General features: G+C 66.7%; 17 protein-coding genes. 11 read left to right on the top strand and 6 right to left on the bottom strand.

Annotated elements, in window-relative coordinates; genetic code table 11:
- Positions 1-12: 12 nt before the first annotated feature.
- The 8 genes from B2747_RS15245 to B2747_RS15210 all read left to right on the top strand — a co-directional run bounded on the left by B2747_RS15245 (position 13) and on the right by B2747_RS15210 (position 10,211).
- On the top strand, positions 13-1,533 hold the full coding sequence (locus tag B2747_RS15245) for a hypothetical protein (protein WP_291162795.1): 1,521 nt from the start codon (positions 13-15) through the stop codon (positions 1,531-1,533).
- A 61-nt stretch (positions 1,534-1,594) separates the two neighbouring features.
- Entirely contained in the window at positions 1,595-2,893 is a 1,299-nt protein-coding gene (locus tag B2747_RS15240) for a hypothetical protein (protein ID WP_291162792.1), read from the top strand.
- Positions 2,877-4,190 (top strand): LVIVD repeat-containing protein, encoded by a 1,314-nt coding sequence (locus B2747_RS15235; protein WP_291162789.1) that lies wholly within the window; start codon positions 2,877-2,879, stop codon positions 4,188-4,190. Before B2747_RS15240 ends, B2747_RS15235 begins: the two co-directional genes overlap by 17 nt.
- Before the next feature lie 58 nt (positions 4,191-4,248).
- Positions 4,249-5,298, top strand: coding sequence for a BMP family lipoprotein (locus B2747_RS15230; RefSeq protein WP_291162786.1), 1,050 nt, complete (start codon positions 4,249-4,251; stop codon positions 5,296-5,298).
- Entirely contained in the window at positions 5,295-6,911 is a 1,617-nt protein-coding gene (locus tag B2747_RS15225; protein WP_291162783.1) for an ABC transporter ATP-binding protein, read from the top strand. The genes B2747_RS15230 and B2747_RS15225 overlap by 4 nt, the downstream gene beginning before the upstream one ends.
- Positions 6,908-8,053 (top strand): ABC transporter permease, encoded by a 1,146-nt coding sequence (locus B2747_RS15220; protein WP_291162780.1) that lies wholly within the window; start codon positions 6,908-6,910, stop codon positions 8,051-8,053. Before B2747_RS15225 ends, B2747_RS15220 begins: the two co-directional genes overlap by 4 nt.
- Positions 8,050-8,928: an ABC transporter permease gene (locus B2747_RS15215; protein WP_291162777.1), complete on the top strand. Its 879-nt coding sequence runs from the start codon at positions 8,050-8,052 to the stop codon at positions 8,926-8,928. The genes B2747_RS15220 and B2747_RS15215 overlap by 4 nt, the downstream gene beginning before the upstream one ends.
- On the top strand, positions 8,925-10,211 hold the full coding sequence (locus tag B2747_RS15210) for an MFS transporter (protein WP_291162774.1): 1,287 nt from the start codon (positions 8,925-8,927) through the stop codon (positions 10,209-10,211). The genes B2747_RS15215 and B2747_RS15210 overlap by 4 nt, the downstream gene beginning before the upstream one ends.
- Positions 10,212-10,349: 138 nt before the next feature.
- Here the strand turns inward: B2747_RS15210 and B2747_RS15205 are convergent, their stop codons facing one another.
- Positions 10,350-11,330 (bottom strand): hypothetical protein, encoded by a 981-nt coding sequence (locus B2747_RS15205; RefSeq protein WP_291162771.1) that lies wholly within the window; start codon positions 11,328-11,330, stop codon positions 10,350-10,352.
- A 172-nt stretch (positions 11,331-11,502) separates the two neighbouring features.
- Here B2747_RS15205 and malQ point away from each other — a divergent pair, with 172 nt between their 5' ends.
- Entirely contained in the window at positions 11,503-13,011 is a 1,509-nt protein-coding gene (malQ, locus tag B2747_RS15200) for a 4-alpha-glucanotransferase (RefSeq protein WP_291162769.1), read from the top strand.
- On the opposite strand, the gene B2747_RS15195 is transcribed toward malQ, so the two are convergent.
- On the bottom strand, positions 12,975-13,289 hold the full coding sequence (locus B2747_RS15195; RefSeq protein ID WP_291162767.1) for a superinfection immunity protein: 315 nt from the start codon (positions 13,287-13,289) through the stop codon (positions 12,975-12,977). The genes malQ and B2747_RS15195 overlap by 37 nt on opposite strands.
- A gap of 29 nt (positions 13,290-13,318) precedes the next feature.
- On the opposite strand from B2747_RS15195, the gene B2747_RS15190 reads away from it, so the two are divergent.
- Together B2747_RS15190 and B2747_RS15185 are read left to right on the top strand one after the other, a co-directional pair.
- Positions 13,319-14,170, top strand: coding sequence for a GNAT family N-acetyltransferase (locus B2747_RS15190; RefSeq protein WP_291162764.1), 852 nt, complete (start codon positions 13,319-13,321; stop codon positions 14,168-14,170).
- 129 nt (positions 14,171-14,299) lie between these two features.
- Positions 14,300-15,019, top strand: a complete 720-nt coding sequence (locus B2747_RS15185; protein ID WP_291162761.1) for a hypothetical protein — start codon at positions 14,300-14,302, stop codon at positions 15,017-15,019.
- A 106-nt stretch (positions 15,020-15,125) separates the two neighbouring features.
- Here the strand turns inward: B2747_RS15185 and B2747_RS15180 are convergent, their stop codons facing one another.
- From B2747_RS15180 to hypF, 4 genes are all read right to left on the bottom strand, one after another.
- Positions 15,126-16,520, bottom strand: a complete 1,395-nt coding sequence (locus B2747_RS15180; protein WP_291162758.1) for a TldD/PmbA family protein — start codon at positions 16,518-16,520, stop codon at positions 15,126-15,128.
- The gene (locus B2747_RS15175) at positions 16,517-18,151 is read right to left on the bottom strand and encodes a metallopeptidase TldD-related protein (protein WP_291162755.1); all 1,635 of its coding nucleotides are present in this window, start codon (positions 18,149-18,151) and stop codon (positions 16,517-16,519) included. Before B2747_RS15175 ends, B2747_RS15180 begins: the two co-directional genes overlap by 4 nt.
- A gap of 72 nt (positions 18,152-18,223) precedes the next feature.
- Positions 18,224-18,907, bottom strand: coding sequence for a hypothetical protein (locus B2747_RS15170; protein ID WP_291162752.1), 684 nt, complete (start codon positions 18,905-18,907; stop codon positions 18,224-18,226).
- Between the two features lie 29 nt (positions 18,908-18,936).
- Positions 18,937-21,393, bottom strand: a complete 2,457-nt coding sequence (gene hypF / locus B2747_RS15165; RefSeq protein WP_291162749.1) for a carbamoyltransferase HypF — start codon at positions 21,391-21,393, stop codon at positions 18,937-18,939.
- Positions 21,394-21,490: the final 97 nt, after the last annotated feature.

Genomic DNA, 21,490 nt, shown 5'->3' with positions numbered 1-21,490 from the left:
CGAGGATACGTCATGCGTCTGACGTTCATGGCCCGCGCCATGGCTGCTGCGACCGTTACCGGCACCTTGCTGCTGCCCACTGTGGGCAATGCGCAGCCCGGCGGCGTTTCGGCGGCCTGCTCCATCGACCCCAACCAGCCCAAGGAACTGGCCATCCAGTCGCTGGCCTTCCAGCGGGCCAAGTCGGCGCAGAATCCCGACGACCGCAAGAAGGTGCTCATGGGGGTGCTGAAGGAGCTCGACACCAAGCCCGAGCGCTTCGCCAAGAACCCGACCGGCTACAACTACATCCTCACCCAGGCCCTCATCATGTGGGCCGTTGAGCCCGGTGTGGGGGCTGCGCCCACGCGCGGCAGCCTGGGCTTCGTGAGCAATCCCGCTGAGCCGTACGACATCATCGACGGGCTCGATGCGGGCTTCAAGGCCATGACGGCCGCCTCGCCCGAATGCGCGGAGGACGTGAAGGCCCTGCGCCAGAACGAAGCCTGGTTGGCGCTCACCCAGGCCGCCCTCAGTGCATCCAACAGCGGACAGCTGGATTCGGCCGACTACTACGCCAAGCGCTCGCTCAAACTCAGCGGCGACAGCCCCTACCCGCACTACGTGTTGGCCAACGTCGCCAACACGCGTGGCGACAAGAAGGGCGCGGTGCTGCACTGGGGGCATGTCATTGGCATCGCGGGTTCCGACACCACGTACCGCGATCTCAAGAACACCTCGCTGTACTACACGGCCATGACCAAGCTCGAGCTGGCCAGTGGCGCGCAGGGCGCCGAGCAGGCTACGCTGGGCAAGGAAGCGGCGGAGGCCTTCAAGGCCACGCTGGCAGCCAACCCGGAAAGCCCCGACGCGGCCAACCTGTACAACGGCTGGGCGGACGCACTCACGCTGGCCAAGGACACGGCCAGCATCCCGCAGGTGTATGCGGGTCTCCTGTCCTCGCCCGACAAGGCCACCGACATCACCATGACGATGGCCGGCGTCATTGCCACGCGCGCCAACCGCACGGACGACGCGCTCAAGCTCTTCGAGCTGGCGGTGCAGAAGAATCCGTACAACCGCGACGGCCTGCGCAACCTCGCCGCCACGTACTACGGCCGCGAGAAGTACCAGGAGATGTTTTCGCCCTCGAAGAAGCTCGTGGAACTCGACCCCAACAACTACGACGGCTGGATGATGTTCGCCTATGCGTCGCAGGGTCTGGGCAAGAGTGCCAAGACGCCGGCCGAGAAGAAGGCCTGGACGGACTCGCTGGTGAAGTACAACAACATCGCCGAGGCCCTGCCGGTGAAGGTGGATGTCGCCGGCTTTTCGCGTGGCGGCCAGACGTCCACGCTCACGCTGTCGCTCGAGCAGGTGGCGGCCACCGACGGCAACTATGCGGTGACGGTGGAGTTCCTCGACGCCGCGGGCAACGTGGTGGCCAACGCCACCGAGCAGTCGGGCGCGATCAAGAAGGGTGAGCGCAAGGAGGTCGTCTTCAAGGCCACCGGCGACAAGATCTACGGCTACCGCTACAAGCCCATCAAGTAACATCCCGCCCCACGACACCACGCCAGACGACGTGCGCCAGTGGCGCCGTGCGTTTGACGTCATGACGTTGAAGCGTGTCCAAACGCTCGGTGGTGCCGCGCTGCTGCTCGCGGCGCCACCGGGCGTTTGTCGTCTCAGTGCGCAGGCCTCCGATTCATCGCGCGGCTCACTCGGCGCCATGGCCATTGCCGTGGTGACGCAGGCCGATCCCGCAGTCGCCAATCGTCGATTGCGCGAAGGCTACCTCACGCAGCCCATGCTCATGGGGGCGCTGCGCACCGGGCCGCTACGCGTCACCGGCATGCTGAACGCCGAGGGGTACACGCTGCGCCGCGGGGAGCTCAATGCCGGCATGTACGGCGAAGGCTATGTCGACCGTCGTCACCCGCACACGCTGGTGCACGAGGCCATGGCGTCACTGCAGTCGCCGCGCTGGACGAGCCGCGTGGGCATGTGGCAGGCGTCGCTGTCCGCCGGCCGCGGCTTCACGCCATACGGCAGTGATGATCCCATGGTGCGACCGTTCGTGAAGTATCCGGTCAACCATCACCACGCGCAGATCATCGAGCGGGTGCAAGTGCTGGGCGCGCTGCGCTGGTCGGGCTCCGGGCGCTCGGCATCCATCGAGCACGGCTGGTTCAACGGAGACGAGCCCAGCTCACCCTTTGCGGCGCCGCAGTGGCAGCGCCTTGGCGATTCGCGTGCCACACGGGTGGTGGTGTCACCCAACGCCGCGTGGGAGTGGCAAACCAGTCATGCCTTCGTGCGCAGTCCGGGCATCACACAGGGCGGCGCGTTTGATCACCGGCAGTGGAGCAGCGCGCTGCGCTATGCGCGCGCCAACACACGCTGGCGTTATGGTCTCATTGAGGTGGCCCGGGTGGACGAGGGCTTTGGCCGCGTGCGCGCATTCCGCTACGAATCGGTGCTGGCCGAGGGGCAGATGGCGCTGGGCTCATGGCTGCTGTCGGCACGTGCTGAACGCACGGAGCGTCCCGAGCAGGAACGCCTGCTCGACGTCTTTCGCACCAGTACAGGCCACATCGACTTTCAGATCGTGGGTGTGACACGCTGGACGCTGGGCACCCTGCAGCTGGCCGCGCCGTCCTGGCGCACACGTGGCGGCCAGCTGGTGCCTTTTGCCGAAGTGGGCGTGGCGCATGCCGCGGCGCGCCGTCAACCCACGGTCTTCGACCCGGCGCAGTTCTATGGCCGCGCCACCCAACTCTCGCTCTCGGCTGGTCTCAGATGGCATCTGGGCGGCATGCGCGCACGAGTCGGCCGCTATGGTGTACTCGCCGATGCGGGCACCGACCCGCATCTTGCCTCCCATGCACCCATCCATGACCATCGGCAGTAACCGCGGGGACTCCCGTCGCATGCAATCCCCTCCGGTGCGCAGGGCGGTGCGCAGGGCGGTACGCGCCGGCGTCGCGGGACTGTGCGCCCTGTTTGGTCTGGCCTGCTCCGGCAGCGGCGACCGCAGCAGTCCGGTCGCGCCGCCGACGCCCCCCGGCAATACCGACACGCCGGCCCCACCGGCCACGGGCGCGCCCGTGCTGGCACCGCTGGGACTGGGCGCGGTTGGCGAACGCTACACCAGCGAAGTGTGGGTACATGGCAACACGGCCTACACCTCCACCTGGGGGGCACGCGGCAGTGTGCGCGGCAATGCCGTCAAGTTCTGGGACGTGAGCGGCGCCCAGCCACGCCTCGTGGACAGTGTGCTGGTGGCCGACGCGGGCACGACCGGCGACGTGCAGGTGTCCGATGACGGCACGCTCATGCTCGTGGCCATTGAACCGAATCCAAACGGCGGCATCGCGCTGTATTCGCTGACCAACGGTCGATCGCCGCGTCTTCTGGTGCGCACCACGGGCGGCGAGCTGCGCACCGGCGTGCACACGGCCGAACTGGCCCGCGTGAATGGGGTGCTCTACGCCTTCTGCGCCGTAGACCCGGCCAACGGCCTCCCCGCCCGGCTGGTGGTGCTCGACCTGAGCGACCCGGCCAACCCGCGCACCGTCTGGTCGCAGGTCATGGGCGCCCCGTTTGTTCACGACGTGTCCGTGCGCGGCGGCCTGCTTTACACCGCCGAATGGAACGACGGCGTGGGCATCTGGGACATCGGCGCCGTGAGCGGGTCCGTGTCGGCCCCGCGCTTCGTGAGTCGCATTCGGACGGTTGGGGGTCAGGTGCACAATGTCTGGCGCCTCCATGACCCGCTGCTCGGCCCGAGCCGCTGGCTCCTGGTGGGTCAGGAAGGGCCGGGTGTGATTGGCTCCGCGAGCAGCGGCGACGTGCACGTGGTGGACCTGCAGGATCTCTCCGCCCCGCGCGAGGTGGCGTTCTACAACGTGGCAGGCGCCGGCACGCACAACTTTTCGGTGGACGAGGCCAGCGGCCTGGCCTACGCGGCCTATTACAACGCCGGCGTGCGGGTGCTGGATGTGCGGGGCGACCTCGCGGCATGCACCGCCGCCCAGCGCAGCAGCGACGGACGCTGCGACCTCACGCGCATGGGGCGCGAACGGGCGGCGTTCACGGGCCCCGGCAACCTGCCACTCTACGTCTGGGGCGTGCATTGGTCGTCTGCCGGCGTGTTTGCGAGCGACATGCTGAACGGCCTCTGGCGCGTCACCCCCGCCACACGCTGAGCGACGACGTCCGTCAGGGCCTTCCCGTCGGGCCCTCGGGCGGCGAACCTTCGGGGCCATGCGTCGGACCCTCCTCCTGATCGGGGCGCTACTACTCGCCCATGTCGCCCTGCTCACCGTACGCCCCTCCGGGGCGACGGTAGCCGACACCACCGAAGGCCTCGATGTCGGCATCGTCTTCGATGTCGGCGGCCGCGGCGACAAGTCCTTCAACGACGGCGCCTATCTGGGCGGCGAGCGCGCGGCCCGCGACCTCGGCGCGCGTGTCACCTACATCGAACCGGGTGAGGGCTCCGACCGCGAGGCCGGACTGCGCCTGCTCGCGGCCGAGGGCATGGATCTCGTCATCGGCGTGGGCTTCATCTTCACCGACGACATCCTCACGTTGGCGAAGGAATATCCCAACGTGCGCTTTGCCGACGTAGATCTGGCGTTGCCGACGGACGCGTCGGGCACGCCGTTGCCGCTGCCTGCCAATCTCAAGGCGCTCAAGTTCCGCGAGGAAGAAGGTTCGTTTCTCGTGGGCGCCCTCGCCGCCCTGGTGGGTGACAGCAAGAAGGTGGGCTTTGTGGGCGGCATGGACATCGCCCTCATCCACAAGTTCGAGGCCGGCTACCGCGCGGGCGTGCGCCACGTCTGCCCCGACTGTGAAGTCATTGCCAACTACGCAGGCGTGACCCCCGAGGCCTTTCGCAATCCGGGGCGCGGCAAGGAGATGGCGCTGGCCATGTACAACCAGGGCGTGAACGTGATCTTCCACGCCTCCGGCAGCACGGGGCTGGGCGTGTTCGAAGCGGCGCGCACGACGCGCAAACTGGCCATCGGCGTTGATGCCGATCAGTATGCCGAGGCGCCGGGCTTCATTCTCACCAGCATGGTCAAGGGCATCGACGAGTCGGTGTACCAGGCGGTGAAGTCGGTGAAGGAAGGCACGTTCACCGGTGGCGTGCAGCAATTCGGCCTGGCCGAGAAGGGTGTGGGCTACGTGTACGACGACAACAATCGCGCGCTCATTTCCGATGCCGTGCGTGCGCGGCTCGACAGTCTCACGGCCGACATCGTGGCCGGTCGCATCGTGGTGCCGTCCACGCGTGAGGGTGGCCGATGAACGCCGTGTTGTCCACGGAAGCGCCGTCCGGTCCACTCGCCATCGACATTCAAAACGTCGTCAAGACGTTTGGCGGTGTGGTGGCCAATCGCGACGCCTCGTTGCAGGTGCCACACGGCGAGATTCACGCGCTGGTGGGTGAGAACGGCGCCGGCAAGAGCACGCTCATGCGCGTGCTGGCCGGCATGTATGCGCCTGACGCGGGTCGTGTGCGCGTGAACGGCAAGGACGTTTCGGGTTGGAAGACCACCGAAGCCATCGCCGCTGGCGTGGGCATGGTGCATCAGCACTTCATGCTCGTGCCCACCCTCACGGTGGCCGAGAACGTGGTGCTGGGCACCGAGCCGCGCGCGGGCTGGCAGGTGGACCTTCCACGCGCGGTGCGCGAGGTGGAAGCTCTCTGTCTCAAGTGCGGACTGCATGTCGACCCCAGGGCTCTGGTGGCCGACTTGTCGGTGGGTGAAGCGCAGCGCGTGGAGATTCTCAAGGCGCTCTATCGCGGCGCACGGGTGCTCATTCTGGATGAGCCCACCGCGGTGCTGTCGCCGCCGGAGGTGCAGGAGCTCTGGACGGTGCTGCGCGCCTTGCGCGACGATGGCGGTACGGTCGTGCTCATCACGCACAAGCTCGACGAAGTCATTGCGGTGTCCGACACCATTACCGTGATGCGCGCAGGCGCCACGGTATCGCGCTTTGCCACGGCCGGCACCACGCCGCGGGACATTGCGCGCGCCATGGTGGGACGTGATGTCAATCTGCACCTCGACGCCATGGGTGCCGTGGACGGTGCTGGAGACAGTGCTGGAGACAGCGCGGCGAGTGGGGCCGAGTCGGATACGGTGGCCGTCACGACTGGCGTGCGTGCAGGCAATGCGCGACTGGTGGTGCGCAATCTGTCCTTGCGCACCGACCGCGGCACACCGGCGGTTTCCGATCTCAGTTTCGACGTGGCCGGCGGTGAAATTCTTGGAGTGGCCGGTGTCGAAGGCAACGGACAGACGGAACTGCTCGAAGCCATCGCGGGCCTGAGACCCTTGCAGCAGGGCCGCATCGAACTCGACGCGCAGTTGCTCTCGGGACTGTCGGTACGGCAGCGTGCCGATGCGGGACTCTCGCACATTCCCGAAGACCGGCATCGTCGCGGCCTCGTGCTCGACTACAGCATCGCCGACAATCTCATCCTCGGGCAGCAGCATCGCTTCACCACGCGCGCCGGTCTCGATCAGGCCCACATTCAGCGGCATGCCGCGGAGCAGGTGGCGCGATTCGACATCCGGCCGCCACTGCCCGCGCTACCGGCACGTGCGCTGTCCGGCGGCAACCAGCAGAAAATCGTCATTGCTCGCGAGATGGGCCGCGATTTTGGTGTGCTGCTGGCCGCGCAGCCCACACGCGGTGTGGACGTGGGCGCCATCGAGTTCATTCACGCGCAGCTGCGGGCCGCGCGTGACGCCGGCAAGGCCATTCTGCTCATCAGCGCCGATCTCTCGGAAGTGCTGGCCCTGGCCGACCGTGTTGCCGTGATGTATCGCGGACGATTTGTAACCGTGCTGCCCAGACAGGCTTGCAGCGCGGAGCGGTTGGGCCCCTACATGACGGGAGCGGCGGCATGAGCGGCTCGTCTACATCGGGCGCCAGTGGCAGCGCGTCGTTGAGCGCGACCACGCTGCGCGCACTCGAGGCGGTGCTGCCGCCCATTGTGGCGCTGTGCATCGCGGCCGTCATCGGTGACCTGCTCATCCTGTCATTCGGTGAGTCCCCGGCGGCGGTGTACGCGCTGCTCATCAAGGGCACCTGGGGCAATCCCTATGGCATTGGCCAGGTACTGTACAAAACCACCACGCTCACCTGCACCGGTCTCGCGTTTGCGCTCGCTGGCCGCGCGGGACTGTTCAATGTGGGAGCCGAAGGTCAGCTGGCCGCCGGTGGATTTGGTGCCGCGCTGCTGGGTCTGAGTTTGCCGGCTGGCATGCCGGGGCTGCTGGCGGTGCCGCTCTGCGTCATGGCCGCCATGCTCACGGGCGCCGGTGTGGGTGCGGTGCCCGGTGTGCTGCGCGCGCGCTTTGGCGCGAGCGAAGTGATCGTCACGATCATGCTCAACTTCATTGTGCTGGCACTGCTCAATTGGGTGGTGTCCACGCACCTGCATCTGCCGGAGACGCTGCGCACGCCCGACATTCACGCGGGCACGCTGCCTCGTCTGGCCGACTGGTTTTCGGTGTTCAGCGGCAGCGCGGCCAACGCGGTGCTGCTGCTCGCGTTGGCTGCGGCGGCGGCGAGCTGGTGGTGGCTGTTCCGTACCCGCAGCGGCTACGAGCTGCGGGCCGTGGGCCTGCAACCCGACGCGGCCGAGTATGGCGGCGTGCATGTGCCGCGTGTGATGTGGACGAGCATGGCCTTGTCTGGCGCGCTCGCCGGACTGGGCGGCGTGAACTTCGTGCTTGGCTACAAGGGTTATTACGAAGACGGCTTTGCCGGTGGGGCCGGCTTCCTCGGCATTGCCGTGGCACTCGTGGGGCGCAATCACCCATTCGGCATTGTGCTCTCTGCCCTGCTGTTCGCCACGCTGTCGCAGGGCGGTCTGGCCGTGAACGCCATCGTACCCAAGCAACTCACCGACATTCTCACCGCTGTCGTCATTCTCTCGGTGGCCACGGCGGTGCCTGAGGTGCAGCGGCAGCTGCGCGCGGCGGCCGCCAGCACCATGGCGGCGCTCACACGGGCGCAGCAGACCAGCGGAGGGCGCGCGTCATGATGGCCATTGCCTTCCTCCTGCAGACGCTGCGCATTGCCGTGCCGTATCTGCTGGCGGCTGCCGGCGGCGTGCTGTCCGAGCGCGTGGGCGTGATTGCCCTCGGTCTCGAAGGCCTCATGCTGTCAGGGGCCTTCGGTGCCGCACTCGGTGCCTACTATGGCGACAGCGCGTGGGCCGGCCTCGCCGGTGCGCTCGCGGCCGGCGCCGTGATGACCACCATTCTCGCCGTGGCCACGCTGCGCTTCCGGGCCAATCAGGTCGTGGTGGGTGTGGCCATCAATCTCATCGTGGTGGCGGGCACGCGGTATTTCCTGCGTCTCATCTTCGACAGCTCGAGCAACTCCCCGCGTGTGGCCGGCTTTGGTGGCGAAGGCGTGGGCAATGCCATGTTGGCGTCGTTTACCAACCCGGTGGTATGGATCGGTCTTGTGACGTTGCCGGCACTGGGTTGGGTACTGTACCGCACGCCATTTGGCCTGCGCGTGCGGGCCATCGGTGAAAAGCCGGAGGCGGCCGCGTCGCTGGGTGTCAACGTCATGCGCCTGCGGGTACTCGGGTTGTACATCGCCGGCGCCATGGCGGCACTGGGTGGCGCCTATCTCGCTCTCGATCAGCATCAGTTCACCGATGGCATGACGGCGGGACGTGGCTTCATCGCGCTGGCGGCGGTCATCTTCGGCCGCTGGCAACCGGCCCGTGTAGCGGTGGCCTGCCTGCTCTTTGCCGCGGCGGAGACACTGCAGATCCAGTTGCAGGGCGCCCAACTTGTACCGAGCCAATTCGTGGAGATGATCCCCTACGTGCTGACCATCATCGCCCTGGCCGGTCTGGTGGGACGCAGTACGGCCCCTGCGGCGCTGGGGAAGACGGAGTGAGCAACACGCCCGGCGACCCATCCGGTTCGCCAACGCCCACGCAGCACACGCACACCGGCGAACATCCCATCGACGACGGACGGTCGGCCTTCGGCCGGCTGACCGTCCTCATGGTGGCGGCCTTCATCGACATGCTGGGCATGCTGATGATTCTCCCGCTGCTGCCGTTTTATGCCAAGGATCTTGGCGCGGGTGGGTTCGTCGTTGGCCTGCTGGTGTCGTCGTTCAGCGTGGCGCAGTTGCTCAGCGCGCCGATGTGGGGCCGCTTCAGTGATCGCTACGGCCGACGCCCGGCGCTGATGGTGGGCTTGGGCGCCAGTGCGCTGGCGTACATCGTATTTGCGTTTGCCGACAGTTTGTGGCTGCTGTTCCTGTCGCGCATTGTGCAGGGCGCGGGTGGTGGCACGGTGAGTGTCATTCAGGCCTATGTGGCCGATGCCACCCGCCCGGAAGATCGCGCCAAGAGTTTGGGATGGCTGTCGGCGGCCACCAATGCCGGTGTCGCGCTGGGACCGGTCATCGGTTCGTGGCTGCAGATCTGGGGCAAACACACACCCGGTCTGATGGCGGCGGCGCTCTGTCTCGTGAACATGGCGTTTGCCTGGAAGTACCTCACCGAGATCCGCAAACCCAACATCACCACCGAGCAGCAGACGGGTGTGAAGGCCGTGCGCCGGAGTTCCCGCGAAACGGTGTGGCGTGTGGTGGCGCATCCCGCGGAGCCGGCGTCTCGCCTGATCCTGATTTACGCGCTGGCCATCGGCGCGTTTCAGGGCACGACCGCGGTGCTCGCACTCTTTCTCGCGTGGCGTTTTGGCGTGGACGAGACCACCATCGGCTATGTGTTCATGTACATCGGCACACTGAGCGTGGTGGTGCGCGCGCTGCTGCTGGGCAAGATCATTGACCGGTTTGGTGAGGCGCGACTGAGTCGCGTGGGGCTCATTCTGTTGGCCACGGGACTGGTTGGTGTGTCGCTGTCGCGTGACTACGTGACGCTGGCGCTGGCCGTGGGCCTGCTGCCGCTGGGCACGGCGTTCACCTTCCCCTGTGTCACGGCCATGCTGTCACGTGTGGTGAGCAGCGCGGACCGGGGCCTCTACATGGGTGTGCAGCACACTTATGGCGGGATCACGCGCGTGGCGTTTCCGGTGGTGCTGGGCATCGCCTTTGACGCGACGGGACAGGCGAGTCCGTTCTGGATCTCGGCGTTCGTTGTGCTGGGGACACTCCTGATGTCCCGCGATCTCGAGTCCTACGCACCGACTCCGGTGAGACGGTGAGAGCTTGGGATGGTGAGAGATGAGATGGGGTACTGCGTAAGGTGGACGGCGTAAGGGCGCACGGCGGGAAGGAACCGCGAGCGAGGCTACTGCGGTCGGGGTCGAGGTCGGGGTCGGGGTCGGGGTCGGGGTCGGGGGCTACTCGGCGACGTAGCGCCACGGCGCATTCGGCGAGGAGCGGCGCCAGATCGTAAAGAACGAGGCGCCGGCGTTGGGATTGTCCGCTGGCGGCTGCTTCGGCCGAATGACACCGAACGTGATGCCCAAATCGCCCGAGGAGGCGACCAGTGCCGTGTCAGCGTTCCACGTAATCGCACTGGGCGCGGTGAGTGGCTGATTGCCCGACACCGCCATGGCAATGGCGCGCGGACCAACCACAAAGCGCCCCAGCGATGATGGGCCGACGTTCACCGCCTGCTCGTCACCCATCTCCGCAAACGCGGCCCCCACGCCGATGCGCTGCGCCAAATCGGAGAAACCCTGCTCGGCAGCCATGAGACTCTGGCGATGGGCCACCATACCCGCAGCGTCCACAGCGGGAAACGCGCGAGCAGGAAGCAGCGGCGCAAGCATCGTGGAATCGAGCACCACATTCGTGTCTACCGGGCGCCGTCGCCACGCCGCTACCCTCCAGCCGTCACCGACGCGTATCCAGTAGCTCAGATACTTGAACTGGCTTCGCGTACCGTCCGCGCGCCGCACACGGCCCACCCCCACCGTGTAGGCGTGCGTGCCATCGCCTGAGACGCCCGCCCCCACCGGCGTCCAGGTCATGCGCCCGCCGGCATCGGGCGAGTTGGCAAACACCGCCAGCACCGAGTCCACGCCCGCGACGATGCGCGTTGGCGGCGCAGGCATCATGACGCCGGGCAAAAATCCCGCGCGCAGTGCCTCGGGGAACGAGGCGCCGCCCGCACGCCGCGCGAACTCGCGGTCCGCGCGCAACACATCAAGCACCGTTTGCGTCGGCGTGGACTGACCGGTCGTGGACAGCAGCGCGCCGCTGGACGGGGCACTGGACGGACCACCCGCATCACGCGTGGTGGACACGCAGGCCGTGAGGGCCAACATGGTGGTCGTCAACCACAGCGCCGCAGGGAAATTTCGGGGAGTGTTCATAAGGTATACGTTATTACGGTGGACGCGCCCGCTCGTTTCACCACGTGCCGGAGAGACCCCGGACCAGACCGCTGGCCAAGCCGCCGCCCCACGCCGAGATTCGACGAGCGCTCTGTTGTTGCGGCGCGGCCAATCGCGCCGCGCCAGCCCTGCTCTGTACTCCACTCCCCTCATGGCGTTTCCTCGCGCGGCCGGCGTGCTGCTGCATCCCACCTCCCTGCCCTCCGCCGGCGGAATTGGCGACCTCGGCCCTGAAGCCCATCGCTTCGTGGACTGGTTGCGGACAGCCAGCCTCAGCCTCTGGCAGATGCTGCCGCTGGGGCCCACCGGATACGGGGACTCGCCCTACCAGTGCTTCTCGGCCTTTGCCGGCAACCCGCTGCTCATTCATCTACCCGAGCAGCACACGGCGCGCCACACGACGACCGCCACGGGCCACGAACCGGCGCAGGTCGACTTCGCCGCCGTGCACGCCACAAAACCGGCGGCGCTACGCGCATGGCTCGATGCGCTGCCCTTGGACGACGCGGTGCAGCACTTTGTCGAACGCGAGGCGCACTGGCTGCCCGACTACGCGCTCTTCATGGCCATCAAGGAAGCTGAAGGTGGCGCGTCATGGACCCAGTGGCCTTCTGCACTGAGAGACCGCGAACCACAGGCGCTTGCGGCCGCGCGGCTGCAACTGGCGCCCGCCATCAGACGGCGCGTCCTCGAGCAGTTCGTGTTCGATCAGCAGTTCCACGCGCTGCGTCGCTACTGCGCCGCTGCCGGCGTGCGTCTCATGGGTGACGTGCCCATCTACGTGGCCCACGACTCAGCCGATGTCTGGACCAACCGCGAGCTGTTTCAGCTGCAGGCCGATGGTTCGCTGACCGTGCAGGCCGGCGTCCCTCCGGACTACTTCAGCGCCACCGGACAGTTGTGGGGCAATCCACTGTACGACTGGTCGGCCATGGCCAAAGGCAACTATGCGTGGTGGACGGCGCGCCTGCGCCGCGCACTCACGCAGTTCGATGTGCTGCGTCTCGATCACTTCCGCGGCTTCGCCGGCTACTGGGAAGTACCGGGCAACGCACAAACGGCGGTGTCGGGGCGCTGGGCAGATGGGCCGGGCGAAGCATTCTTCGCGGCCATGCACGCGGCACTCGGACCACTGCCCATTGTGGCCGAAGACCTGGGACTCATCACACCCGACGTGACTGCGCTGCGCGAGCGCTGCGGATTTCCGGGCATGGCCATTCTGCAATTCGCGTTTGCGAGTGAGCACTCGGATTTTCAGCCACATCGTTTCGCGCGCGATCTCGTGGTGTACACCGGAACGCACGACAACGACACCACCATGGGCTGGTGGCAATCAACAGGCGAAGGGGACTCAACGCGCCATGCCGATGACGTCGCGGCAGAAAAGGCTCGCACGCTGCGCTATCTCGCCTGCACCTCGGACGACATGCCCTGGGCGCTCATTCGCGCGGCCATGTCTTCCGTAGCCGACACCGTGCTCCTGCCCATGCAGGACCTACTCGCGCTGGGGAGCGAGGCCCGCATGAACCTGCCCGGACGTACCAGCGGCAATTGGACCTTTCGCTTTTCGTGGGATCAACTCGACGAGACACGCACGCAGTGGCTGCGCGACCTCGTGCACACCTACGAACGCGGAGCGGCGCCCTCGTCCATGCGATGATGCGGCGTGTCGGTCTCACCCGGCGGTGGGGGCTCGTACAGAAAGGTGAGGACCATGGCCACCACCCAACCAATCACCGTCCATCCCAACAGCAGATTGATGGCCGTAATCTTCCAGCGACGCGAGCTGCGCCGAGACCAGGCCAGCATGCTGGGCAGGCCATACAGCAGCACCAGCACCACGAGCATGACACCGCCCTTGGGCAGCCCGCCGCCAGTGTAGCGACCAGCGGAGTCCACGGCCTGCGTGACGACAACACGAATGAGCGGGTGAAGCATACAGCAATATACGCAGACCAACCTACGACATGACGTCAGAACTCCGCCTCGCCGATCTCCCGCTCGCGCAGCGCCTCGAGCGCGTTGAAGCGCACGCCAATGCGGCCTTTGTTGACGCGCGGGCCGCGCTGTACCCCGAGGCGGGCGCCACCTGGCGCGACATCGATGGCGTGTGGGCCATGTTCGATGGCGTCGGTTCGCCGCTGACGCAAACCTTCGGACTCGGTGTGTTTGGTTTGGCTGATGCCGAGGCGCCCGACGCCCGCCTCGGCGCCCAGCTCGATGCACTCGAGGCCTTCTTTGCCGAGCGCGGCGCCGATGTGATGCACGAGGTGAGTGTCATGGCCGACCCCGCGGTGTTGCCGCTGCTGGCCGCACGCGGCTACGCGGTGGTGGAGTGGTCGATGGTGTTGCTGCGCCCGATGACCGCGTCCGATCGCGTGCCCGCCCACGCTGCCGCCGAGGCTCCGACGGTACGTGTGGCGGCGTCCGACGAGGCCGATCACTGGGCCGACGTGGCCGCCGCCGGTTGGGGCGAAACACCGGAACTCGCCGCCTTCATGCGTACGCTGGGCCGCGTGAGCGCCCGGGCCGAGGGCACGTTCAGCTTTCTCGCGTCTCTGGGAGGCGAGGACGTGGGGTCCGGGGCGCTCCATCTGCACGACGGCGTCGCCCTCTTTGCGGGCGCCAGCACCCGGCCCGACGCGCGGCGTCAGGGCGTGCAGCGCGCGCTCTTCGAGTCGCGGCTGGCCCACGCCGCCAAGGCCGGCTGCGATCTGGCCATGATGGTGGCAGCACCGGGCAGCACCTCCCAGAAGAATGCCCAGCGCATGGGTTTCCATCCCGTGTACTGCCGGGTGAAGTGGGGACGCCTGGGCTAAGCACCCGCGCACCCGTACGCGCCTGTGCCCACGCGTGACAATGCCGCGGCGGTTCGCCATCATCAGGTATTCCCTGTTTTCATTTCCGACCGGCGCGTCCCGCGCATGTCCCTACCGGAGCCTCCCCGCATGTCCTCGGCGCGTCGCACGTTTCTCAAGCACGCCGGTCTCAGTGCTGCTGCCTTTGCCGCATTGCCCGCCACCAGTCAGGCCACTTCCCTCGACGCCAGCTCCGTTGCAGGTAGCGGCCACGCCGCGCGTGAACTCGACGCGTACCTCGACTTCGCGCAGCAGCAGGAGACGTGGGACACGAGTTGGGCCAAGCGCATCAAAGGCAAGCACCGCGCCATGTTCGACGTACCGGAAGTCGAGGGCGGCGTCGGCGTGCTGCGCTCGGGCATCTGGCAGCGTCAGTACAACGAGGTGCTCAAGCCCAAGAAGGGTGACATGGTCTCCGTCATGGTCATTCGACACAACGGCATTCACCTCGCGATGAATCAGGACTTCTGGACCACCTACAACGTGGGTGAAGAAGAGAAGCTCAAGGGCGACGACGGCAAGCCACTCAAGTTCAACCCGGTGCTCCCGGCCCCAGGTGCCGACACGCCCGCCAATTTCGCCGCGCTCATGCTCGACAAGCAGATCGAGGGCGGCGCCATTGTATTGGCCTGCAATCTCGCGTATCGCTCGGTGGTGGGACTCGTACAGCGCAAGGACAAGCTCACGCCGGCCGAGGCGCGCACGAAGGCCAACAGCATGCTGGTACCGGGCGTCATCATGCAGCCCAGCGGCATCTTCGCCAACGTCATGGCGCAGCAGGCCGGGTGTGTATTTGTGCAGGCGGTTTGAGACCACGCCGGCCCGAAACTGAACACTCAAAACTTCAACTCAAAGCTCAGAGCTAACCGACAGTCCGGTCAGCTCTGAGCTTTGAGTTCAAGTCATGAGTTTGGAGTTACACCGCGTCCGACAAGCTCGAGAACGTAAAGTCCCGCACCTTGATCGGCGGCATCCACACCGAGCCACCCGCCGACAGACTCTCCGACGCGTTGATGCGCACCGTGGGCCCGAGCGCTTCCAGATTGTTCAGGAAGAAGATGGGGCTCTCGTTGAAGCGGAAGTTCTTGATGGAGCGCGTGACCTTGCCGTTCTCCACCAGGAAGGTGCCGTCACGTGTGAGTCCGGTGAACAGAATGGTGCGCGGATCCACGCTGCGGATGTACCAGAAGCGCGTCACCAGCACACCGCGCTCGGTGCTCCGGATCATCTCGGCGAGACTGGTATTGCCGCCCATCATGCGCAGCGTGCGCGCGCCGCCGAATCCGCCGCCACCGGCCCGCGTGGGCTGCACGCCCTGCTTCTGCGCCCAGAATCGGTCGTAGTTGAGGTTCTTCACCACGCCATTCTCGATCCAGACCACCTTCTCGAGTGGCACGCCGTCGTTGTCGTAGCCCCCGGTGAGGCTCGGGCTGTCGGCCGGATCGGTGAGCAGCGTGACGCGCTCGTCCACCACCTTGAGCCCGATCTTGTTGCCGCCGCCGGGCCTGGAGAAGAACGAACGCCCCTCGTCAGCCGCACGCGCCTGCGTGGCGTTGGCAATGAGTTGCACCAGATTGCCCGTGGCGGTGGGCTCGAGAATCGTGGTGTAGCGACCCGGCTCGATGGCCACCGGATTGCGCGAATCCTTGGCCTTCTGCACGGCGGTAGCCGCGAGTGTCGTCGGATCGAGATCGGCAAAGCTGTTGCCATCGCTGCAGGCCCAGCCCGATCCCGTGCCATCGGGCGAACGCACGGTGGCCGTCATCGTCACCGAGGCGCTCGCATCGTACGCGAACAGGCCCTTGGAGTTGGCCAGCGCCGTCGCGCCCGCGCGGCTCTCAATGAAGCCCGTGGCCACGAGCTCGTTGGCGCGCGCCAGTTCGGTCACGATCTTGGCCGCCGCCGCGCGTTCGGTGGGCGAGGGCATGGTCATGGCCCGCTCACGCAGCGGCGGATAGTTCTGCGGCCCGAGCTCCGGCATGCGCTCGGGGTTTTCCGGCACCAGCTTCGCGATCTCGTAGGCCTGACGCGCTGCCGCCGCCAGCGAGGCTTCATCGAGCCGGTTGGTGTTCACGCTGGCCGAGCGGTTGCCCGCGTAGGCCGTGATGGTGATCTGTGTGTCCTGGTTCTCGCCCGACGTGGTGACCTGATTGAGCGCAAACCGTGTGTCGGCGCGCGCGGCGCTGCTGATGCTGACGCGCGTTTCCTCGGCCGGCGAATTGCGCAGCACACGCTGGGCGAGCTCCTGCGCCTCGGCACGCGAAAGCACATTCACCGGCGCGTAGAGCGAACGGGGTCCCATGGCACTCATGCCGTTCTCCCGGTGTTGATCACGTTCACCTGCTGGAAGAGCGACGGCACGCAGCCGTGGCTCACGGAGTTGGACTGACTGGGCTGACCCTTGCCGTCGCCAAAAGCGCCGCCCAGGTGATAGCTGCGCGGGCCGCCGATGGCCTTGAGCGAGTTCCAGAATTCCGGCGTACGGAACTGATAAGCCACGTCCTTGAGCTGGCCCACGATCTTGCCGCCGCGCACCTCGTAGAACACCTGGCCGGCGAACTGCCCGTTGTAGCGCTGCTGGTCGATGGAGAACGATCCATCGCCCACGATCGCAATGCCACGATCCATCTTCGCGATCATGCTTTCCCACGTGTCGTCGTTGTTGCCGGGCAGCTGGCTCACGTTGGGCATGCGCTGGAACTGCACATCGGCCCAGCTCTGCGCGTACGAACATCCGTAGGAGCGCACTTCCTTGCCGACGCTCTTGTAGTAGTCGGCCAGCATGGGTGCCTGCTCGCGCGTGGTCTGATAGTCCACGAAGATGCCGTTCTTGACGATGTCGAACTTGGTGGGCTTCACCCCTTCGTCGTCCCAACCGATGGCGCCCAGCGAACCGGGCTGCTCCCGGTCGCCCACGATGTTCATGAGCTCCGTGCCGTACTTGAGCTTGCCCAGCACGCTGGCCGGCGGGGCGAGGAAACTCGTGCCGGCGTAGTTGGCCTCGAAGCCCAGCGCACGATCGAGCTCGGTGGGATGGCCGATGACTTCGTGAATGGTGAGCCAGAGATTGGACGGGTGCAGCAGGAGATCGTAGCGACCCGGATCCACCGGCTTGGCCGTGAGCTTCTGTACCGCGAGTTCACCCCACTCCGGCGCGCGTTCGGCCAACCGGCTGCCTGTCACGTGCTCGTATCCCAGACCCATCGGCGCCACTTCGTTGCTCTGCACCGTCTGGAAGTCGCTGAAGTCGGCCGACACGGCGGTGACGCTCATGTTGGGCGACGTGCGATAGATGGTCTGGACGATGTACGATCCATCGGTCGTCATGAGCGACTTCTCTTCCCGAAGGAAGAACATGCTCGACGTCACGTTGCGCACGCCCTTCACCTTGAGCGCCGCTTCGTTGGCCGCCAACAGGAAGGCCACCTTGTCGGTGATGGCAATGGTGAACGGATCGACCTTGATGGGACTCTTCCACTCGCCCACCTGATTGCCGGGCGTGGGCGCCAGCACCACGGGCCGCAACTGCGAGGCGCGATTGGCACGCGCCTGTTCCAGAGCCGCCCTGGTGGCGTTGGCCACGCTGTCGCGATCGAGCTTGCTCGTGGCGGCGAAACCCCACGCGCCATCCACCAGAGTGCGCACACCGAGCCCGTAGGTGTCGGTATCACTCACTCCCTGCACGATGCGATCGCGCGTGTTGACATTCTGCTGGCGACGCGCGGCCACGCGCACGTCGGCATACGACGCGCCACCGGACTTGGCCGTGTTGAGCGCAACCTCCATGAGCGCCTTGATGGCGGGATCATCGGGGCGCGGCAGGTCACTCAACGGGCCGGGCACGATCAGGCGCGACTCGGCAAGCAGGGGCGACGAAGCAACCAACGTGCCGGCGGCCACTGCAGCGCCGGTCTTGAGGAAGTCTCGGCGGGAGTTGGACATGTCGGAAAGGGAAAGGGGAATCTGAAAGTTACATCGATATTCCCCCGCAGCCCACACGTCCGACACACGTATTCACCAGCTCTGCAGCACCTCGGTGCCGAGCATGACTCCCACGACGGCGCTCAGGCCGGCAGCGCCCCACCGCACGTACCGAAGCGCCGGTGCATGTGTCCGTCCCACCAGCCCGGCGGTTGCGCCAGACAAGGCGGACACCATGGCCATGCCGGCAATGCTTCCGACACCGAATGCTCCCAGATAACTGAGCTGCGTGCGCTGGTCGGTCGCGGCCGCCACCGCCAGTACGATGACCGCGCCGCTGCCGGCCAGCCCGTGCAGAATGCCGAACCCGAGGGCCCGGGGGTTTCCCGTGAACGCGCGACTCTCTTTGATGTGGGTACCAATGGTGTTCTGATCGTGACGACCAGCGTCTTTGACATCATGAATCCTTCTTGGTCGGCGCAGATCGGCCACGAGCGTTCCCACACCCAGCACAATCAGCATGAGCGCAACGCCCAGCTCGGCCACCGTGTGAAATCGTTCGGGCACATGCACGCCCAGGGTGACCAGCACAACGGCAACCAGCCCCACACTAAGCGTGTGGCCGATACCCCACGCCACCCCGAGTCGTGCGGCGCGCGCCACGCCGTGCTCGTGACTGGCCATGGTGGTGACCGCCGCGAGATGATCGGGTTCAAACGCATGGCGGAAACCCACCAGAAAGCCGAGTCCGAGTGCCGGGAGGAGCGTTGTAATCATGGGTTTATCTCTTGGCGAACATGAACGGTTCAGGATGTCGGGCAATCGGTGGCGTATTGATGCGCCGCCACGGTGGCCTGTCCGAGCGCCAACCCGCCGTCGTTGCAGGGGACCAGGCGGTGCGTCAGCACGGTGAACCCCGCGGTTTCGAGTCGCTGCACCGCCAACTGCGTCAGCAGGCGGTTCTGGAACACCCCACCGGTGAGACCCACCACGCGTTCGGCTCCCGCGGGATCTGCCGGCGCATGACACGCCGCCACCATGTACATGGCATCAGCCACGGCGGCGTGCACGCCCCACGCGAGTTCGGCGAAGGCTGGCGTGGCGCGGGCGACGCCGCGCGAACGCAGATGCGCCACATCGTCGAGCAGTGCGTGAATGACCGGTGTGCCATCGAGCACTCCATCGGTCAGCCGGAAGCGATAGCGAGGAGCCCGCGCCGTTGCCATGCAGCGGGACGCCAGCGCTTCGAACTGCATGGCCGCCTGTCCTTCATAGGTGTTGTGCGGTGTCACGCCGCACAGCACGGCACAGGCATCGAACCAGCGTCCCATGCTCGACGTGCGCGTGCAGGCGACGCGTCGCTCGAGTTGCTGGCGTACGAGGCTGAGCGTTTCGAGGGGCACGTGCGGCGACAGCACCATGGGCGCAGCATCCATGCGGTCAACCGCATCGAGCACCCCCAGGACGATGCGCCATGGATGCTTCACCGCCACATCGCCGCCGGGAAGCAGAAATGACTGCAACGAAGCCAGGCGTTCGAATCCTGCCGCGCCACCACGCAGAAATTCTCCGCCCCAGATCGTGCCGTCCTCGCCGTAGCCGGTGCCGTCGAATGTGAATGCGGCGAGTTCGACATCGGGCGCCAGCGCTCCCCGCGCCACCGCTTCGGCCTGCAGCGACGCCAGGTGCGCGTGATGATGCTGCACACGAACCAGCGGCACACCGTCGCGTGCGGCGCGCGCCGCGGCCCACAGGGACGACAGATAGCCGGGATGGGCATCACAGGCGACGACATCGGGCGTCGCCCCCAACGACGTTTCGAGGCGCTTCACGGCCAAGGACAGCGCCTCGAGTGTTTCCGGACTGGCCACATCGCCCAGGTGCGGCGACAGGGTGAGCCGCCCGGCCTGCAGCAGCGCCGCCGCGGACTTGAGTTCGGCGCCGACGGCCAGCACAGTACCGCGATCAGCCCCGTCGCGCCGGGAACCCGGCACAACCCGAATGGCCAACGGCGCAAAGCCCCGCGCACGACGCAACGGCACCGCCGCGCCGCTGTGATCGATCTGCACCACCGAGTCATCGCAGGGCAATACGATCTCGCGGTCGTGCGTCAGCACACCATCCACCAGCGGCGCCAGACGCGTCATGGCGTCTGCATCACGCCATGCCATGGGCTCTTCCGACAGATTGCCGCTGGTGCACACCAGCGGACCACATTCTGCCAGCAAGGCATGCAGCGGCATGGCAGGTAGCATCACTCCCACCTGATCGAGACCCGGCGCAACGCCGTCGGCAAGCCCCGACGCGACCTGCGGCGTGAGCAACACGATGGGATGCGCCGGCGACATCAGGGCGCCGGCAGCCACCGCATCCACCTGCACCACGCGGCGTGCATCGGCGACCGAAGCGACCAGTACCGCCAACGGCTTGTGCGGCCGGTCCTTGTCGCGGCGAAGACGCGCCACGGCCCTCTCGTCTTGCGCATCGCAGAGCAGGTGGTAGCCACCCAGTCCCTTGGCGGCAATGATGCCACCGGCGCGCAGCACTGCCAACGCGCATTCCAGTGCCGCGGATCCCAGGACCGCGGTGTGAGACGCCGCCTCCCGGGCAACGCCCTCGATGACCGCCTGCCACATGAGCTGCGGACCGCATGCCGCGCAGGCCGTGGGCTCGGCATGGAAACGCCGGTCCCCGGCGTCCTCGTACTCCCGTTGGCATGCCGCACACATCGCGAAGCGGGCCATGGTGGTGCGCACCCGATCATAGGGCACCCCGGTCACGATGGTGTAGCGCGGGCCGCACTGTGTGCAGTTCAGGAACGGATAGCGATAACGGCGGTTCTGCCGGTCGTGGAATTCCGCCCAGCAATCGGCGCAGGTGGCGAGATCGGGAGCGATCGGCAGCGCCGTCTGCTCGGCGGCCTGCATGTCGTCCGATGCCGTCGGCACGCTCGAGGCGATGGAAAATACCGCTTCGCCGATCGGCGCCGTCTCTTCGACCCGGCAATCATCGATACGCGCCGCCGCCGGCAGTTCCTGAGGGAGACGCGCCAGAAAGCGCCCCACGGCCGCCACGGCGCCTTCGGCCTCCACCACCACCTCCCCACCGGCGTTGCGCACCGTGCCGCCCAGCGACTCCGCCACGGCGAGGCGATGCACATAGGGACGGAACCCGACACCCTGCACGATCCCGCGCAGGTGAATGACGACACGCCGCCGTCCGCAGGACGCGGCGACGGGTGCGCTGAGGGGAGGGAATGACACGTCCGGAACGTCGTCAACGGAGGTTCAGGGTGGAAATAGCATGATCTTGCCATGACGGGCGACGGCTCAGCACGTAAAGTTGCCGCATCTCACCCCG

The organism is Gemmatimonas sp. UBA7669 (genome assembly GCF_002483225.1).
In the GTDB taxonomy this organism is placed as follows: Bacteria; Gemmatimonadota; Gemmatimonadetes; order Gemmatimonadales; family Gemmatimonadaceae; genus Gemmatimonas.
This window is presented reverse-complemented; position numbering and strand designations above follow the sequence as displayed.

What these genes read in the sequence shown, in the direction of transcription:
- B2747_RS15245 (WP_291162795.1), top strand. Translation starts at nt 13, where the DNA reads ATGCGTCTGACGTTCATGGCCCGCGCCATGGCTGCTGCGACCGTTACC.
- B2747_RS15240 (WP_291162792.1), top strand. Translation starts at nt 1,595, where the DNA reads ATGACGTTGAAGCGTGTCCAAACGCTCGGTGGTGCCGCGCTGCTGCTC.
- B2747_RS15235 (WP_291162789.1), top strand. Translation starts at nt 2,877, where the DNA reads ATGACCATCGGCAGTAACCGCGGGGACTCCCGTCGCATGCAATCCCCT.
- B2747_RS15230 (WP_291162786.1), top strand. Translation starts at nt 4,249, where the DNA reads ATGCGTCGGACCCTCCTCCTGATCGGGGCGCTACTACTCGCCCATGTC.
- B2747_RS15225 (WP_291162783.1), top strand. Translation starts at nt 5,295, where the DNA reads ATGAACGCCGTGTTGTCCACGGAAGCGCCGTCCGGTCCACTCGCCATC.
- B2747_RS15220 (WP_291162780.1), top strand. Translation starts at nt 6,908, where the DNA reads ATGAGCGGCTCGTCTACATCGGGCGCCAGTGGCAGCGCGTCGTTGAGC.
- B2747_RS15215 (WP_291162777.1), top strand. Translation starts at nt 8,050, where the DNA reads ATGATGGCCATTGCCTTCCTCCTGCAGACGCTGCGCATTGCCGTGCCG.
- B2747_RS15205 (WP_291162771.1), bottom strand. Translation starts at nt 11,330, where the DNA reads ATGAACACTCCCCGAAATTTCCCTGCGGCGCTGTGGTTGACGACCACC.
- malQ (WP_291162769.1), top strand. Translation starts at nt 11,503, where the DNA reads ATGGCGTTTCCTCGCGCGGCCGGCGTGCTGCTGCATCCCACCTCCCTG.
- B2747_RS15195 (WP_291162767.1), bottom strand. Translation starts at nt 13,289, where the DNA reads ATGCTTCACCCGCTCATTCGTGTTGTCGTCACGCAGGCCGTGGACTCC.
- B2747_RS15190 (WP_291162764.1), top strand. Translation starts at nt 13,319, where the DNA reads ATGACGTCAGAACTCCGCCTCGCCGATCTCCCGCTCGCGCAGCGCCTC.
- B2747_RS15185 (WP_291162761.1), top strand. Translation starts at nt 14,300, where the DNA reads ATGTCCTCGGCGCGTCGCACGTTTCTCAAGCACGCCGGTCTCAGTGCT.
- B2747_RS15180 (WP_291162758.1), bottom strand. Translation starts at nt 16,520, where the DNA reads ATGAGTGCCATGGGACCCCGTTCGCTCTACGCGCCGGTGAATGTGCTT.
- B2747_RS15175 (WP_291162755.1), bottom strand. Translation starts at nt 18,151, where the DNA reads ATGTCCAACTCCCGCCGAGACTTCCTCAAGACCGGCGCTGCAGTGGCC.
- B2747_RS15170 (WP_291162752.1), bottom strand. Translation starts at nt 18,907, where the DNA reads ATGATTACAACGCTCCTCCCGGCACTCGGACTCGGCTTTCTGGTGGGT.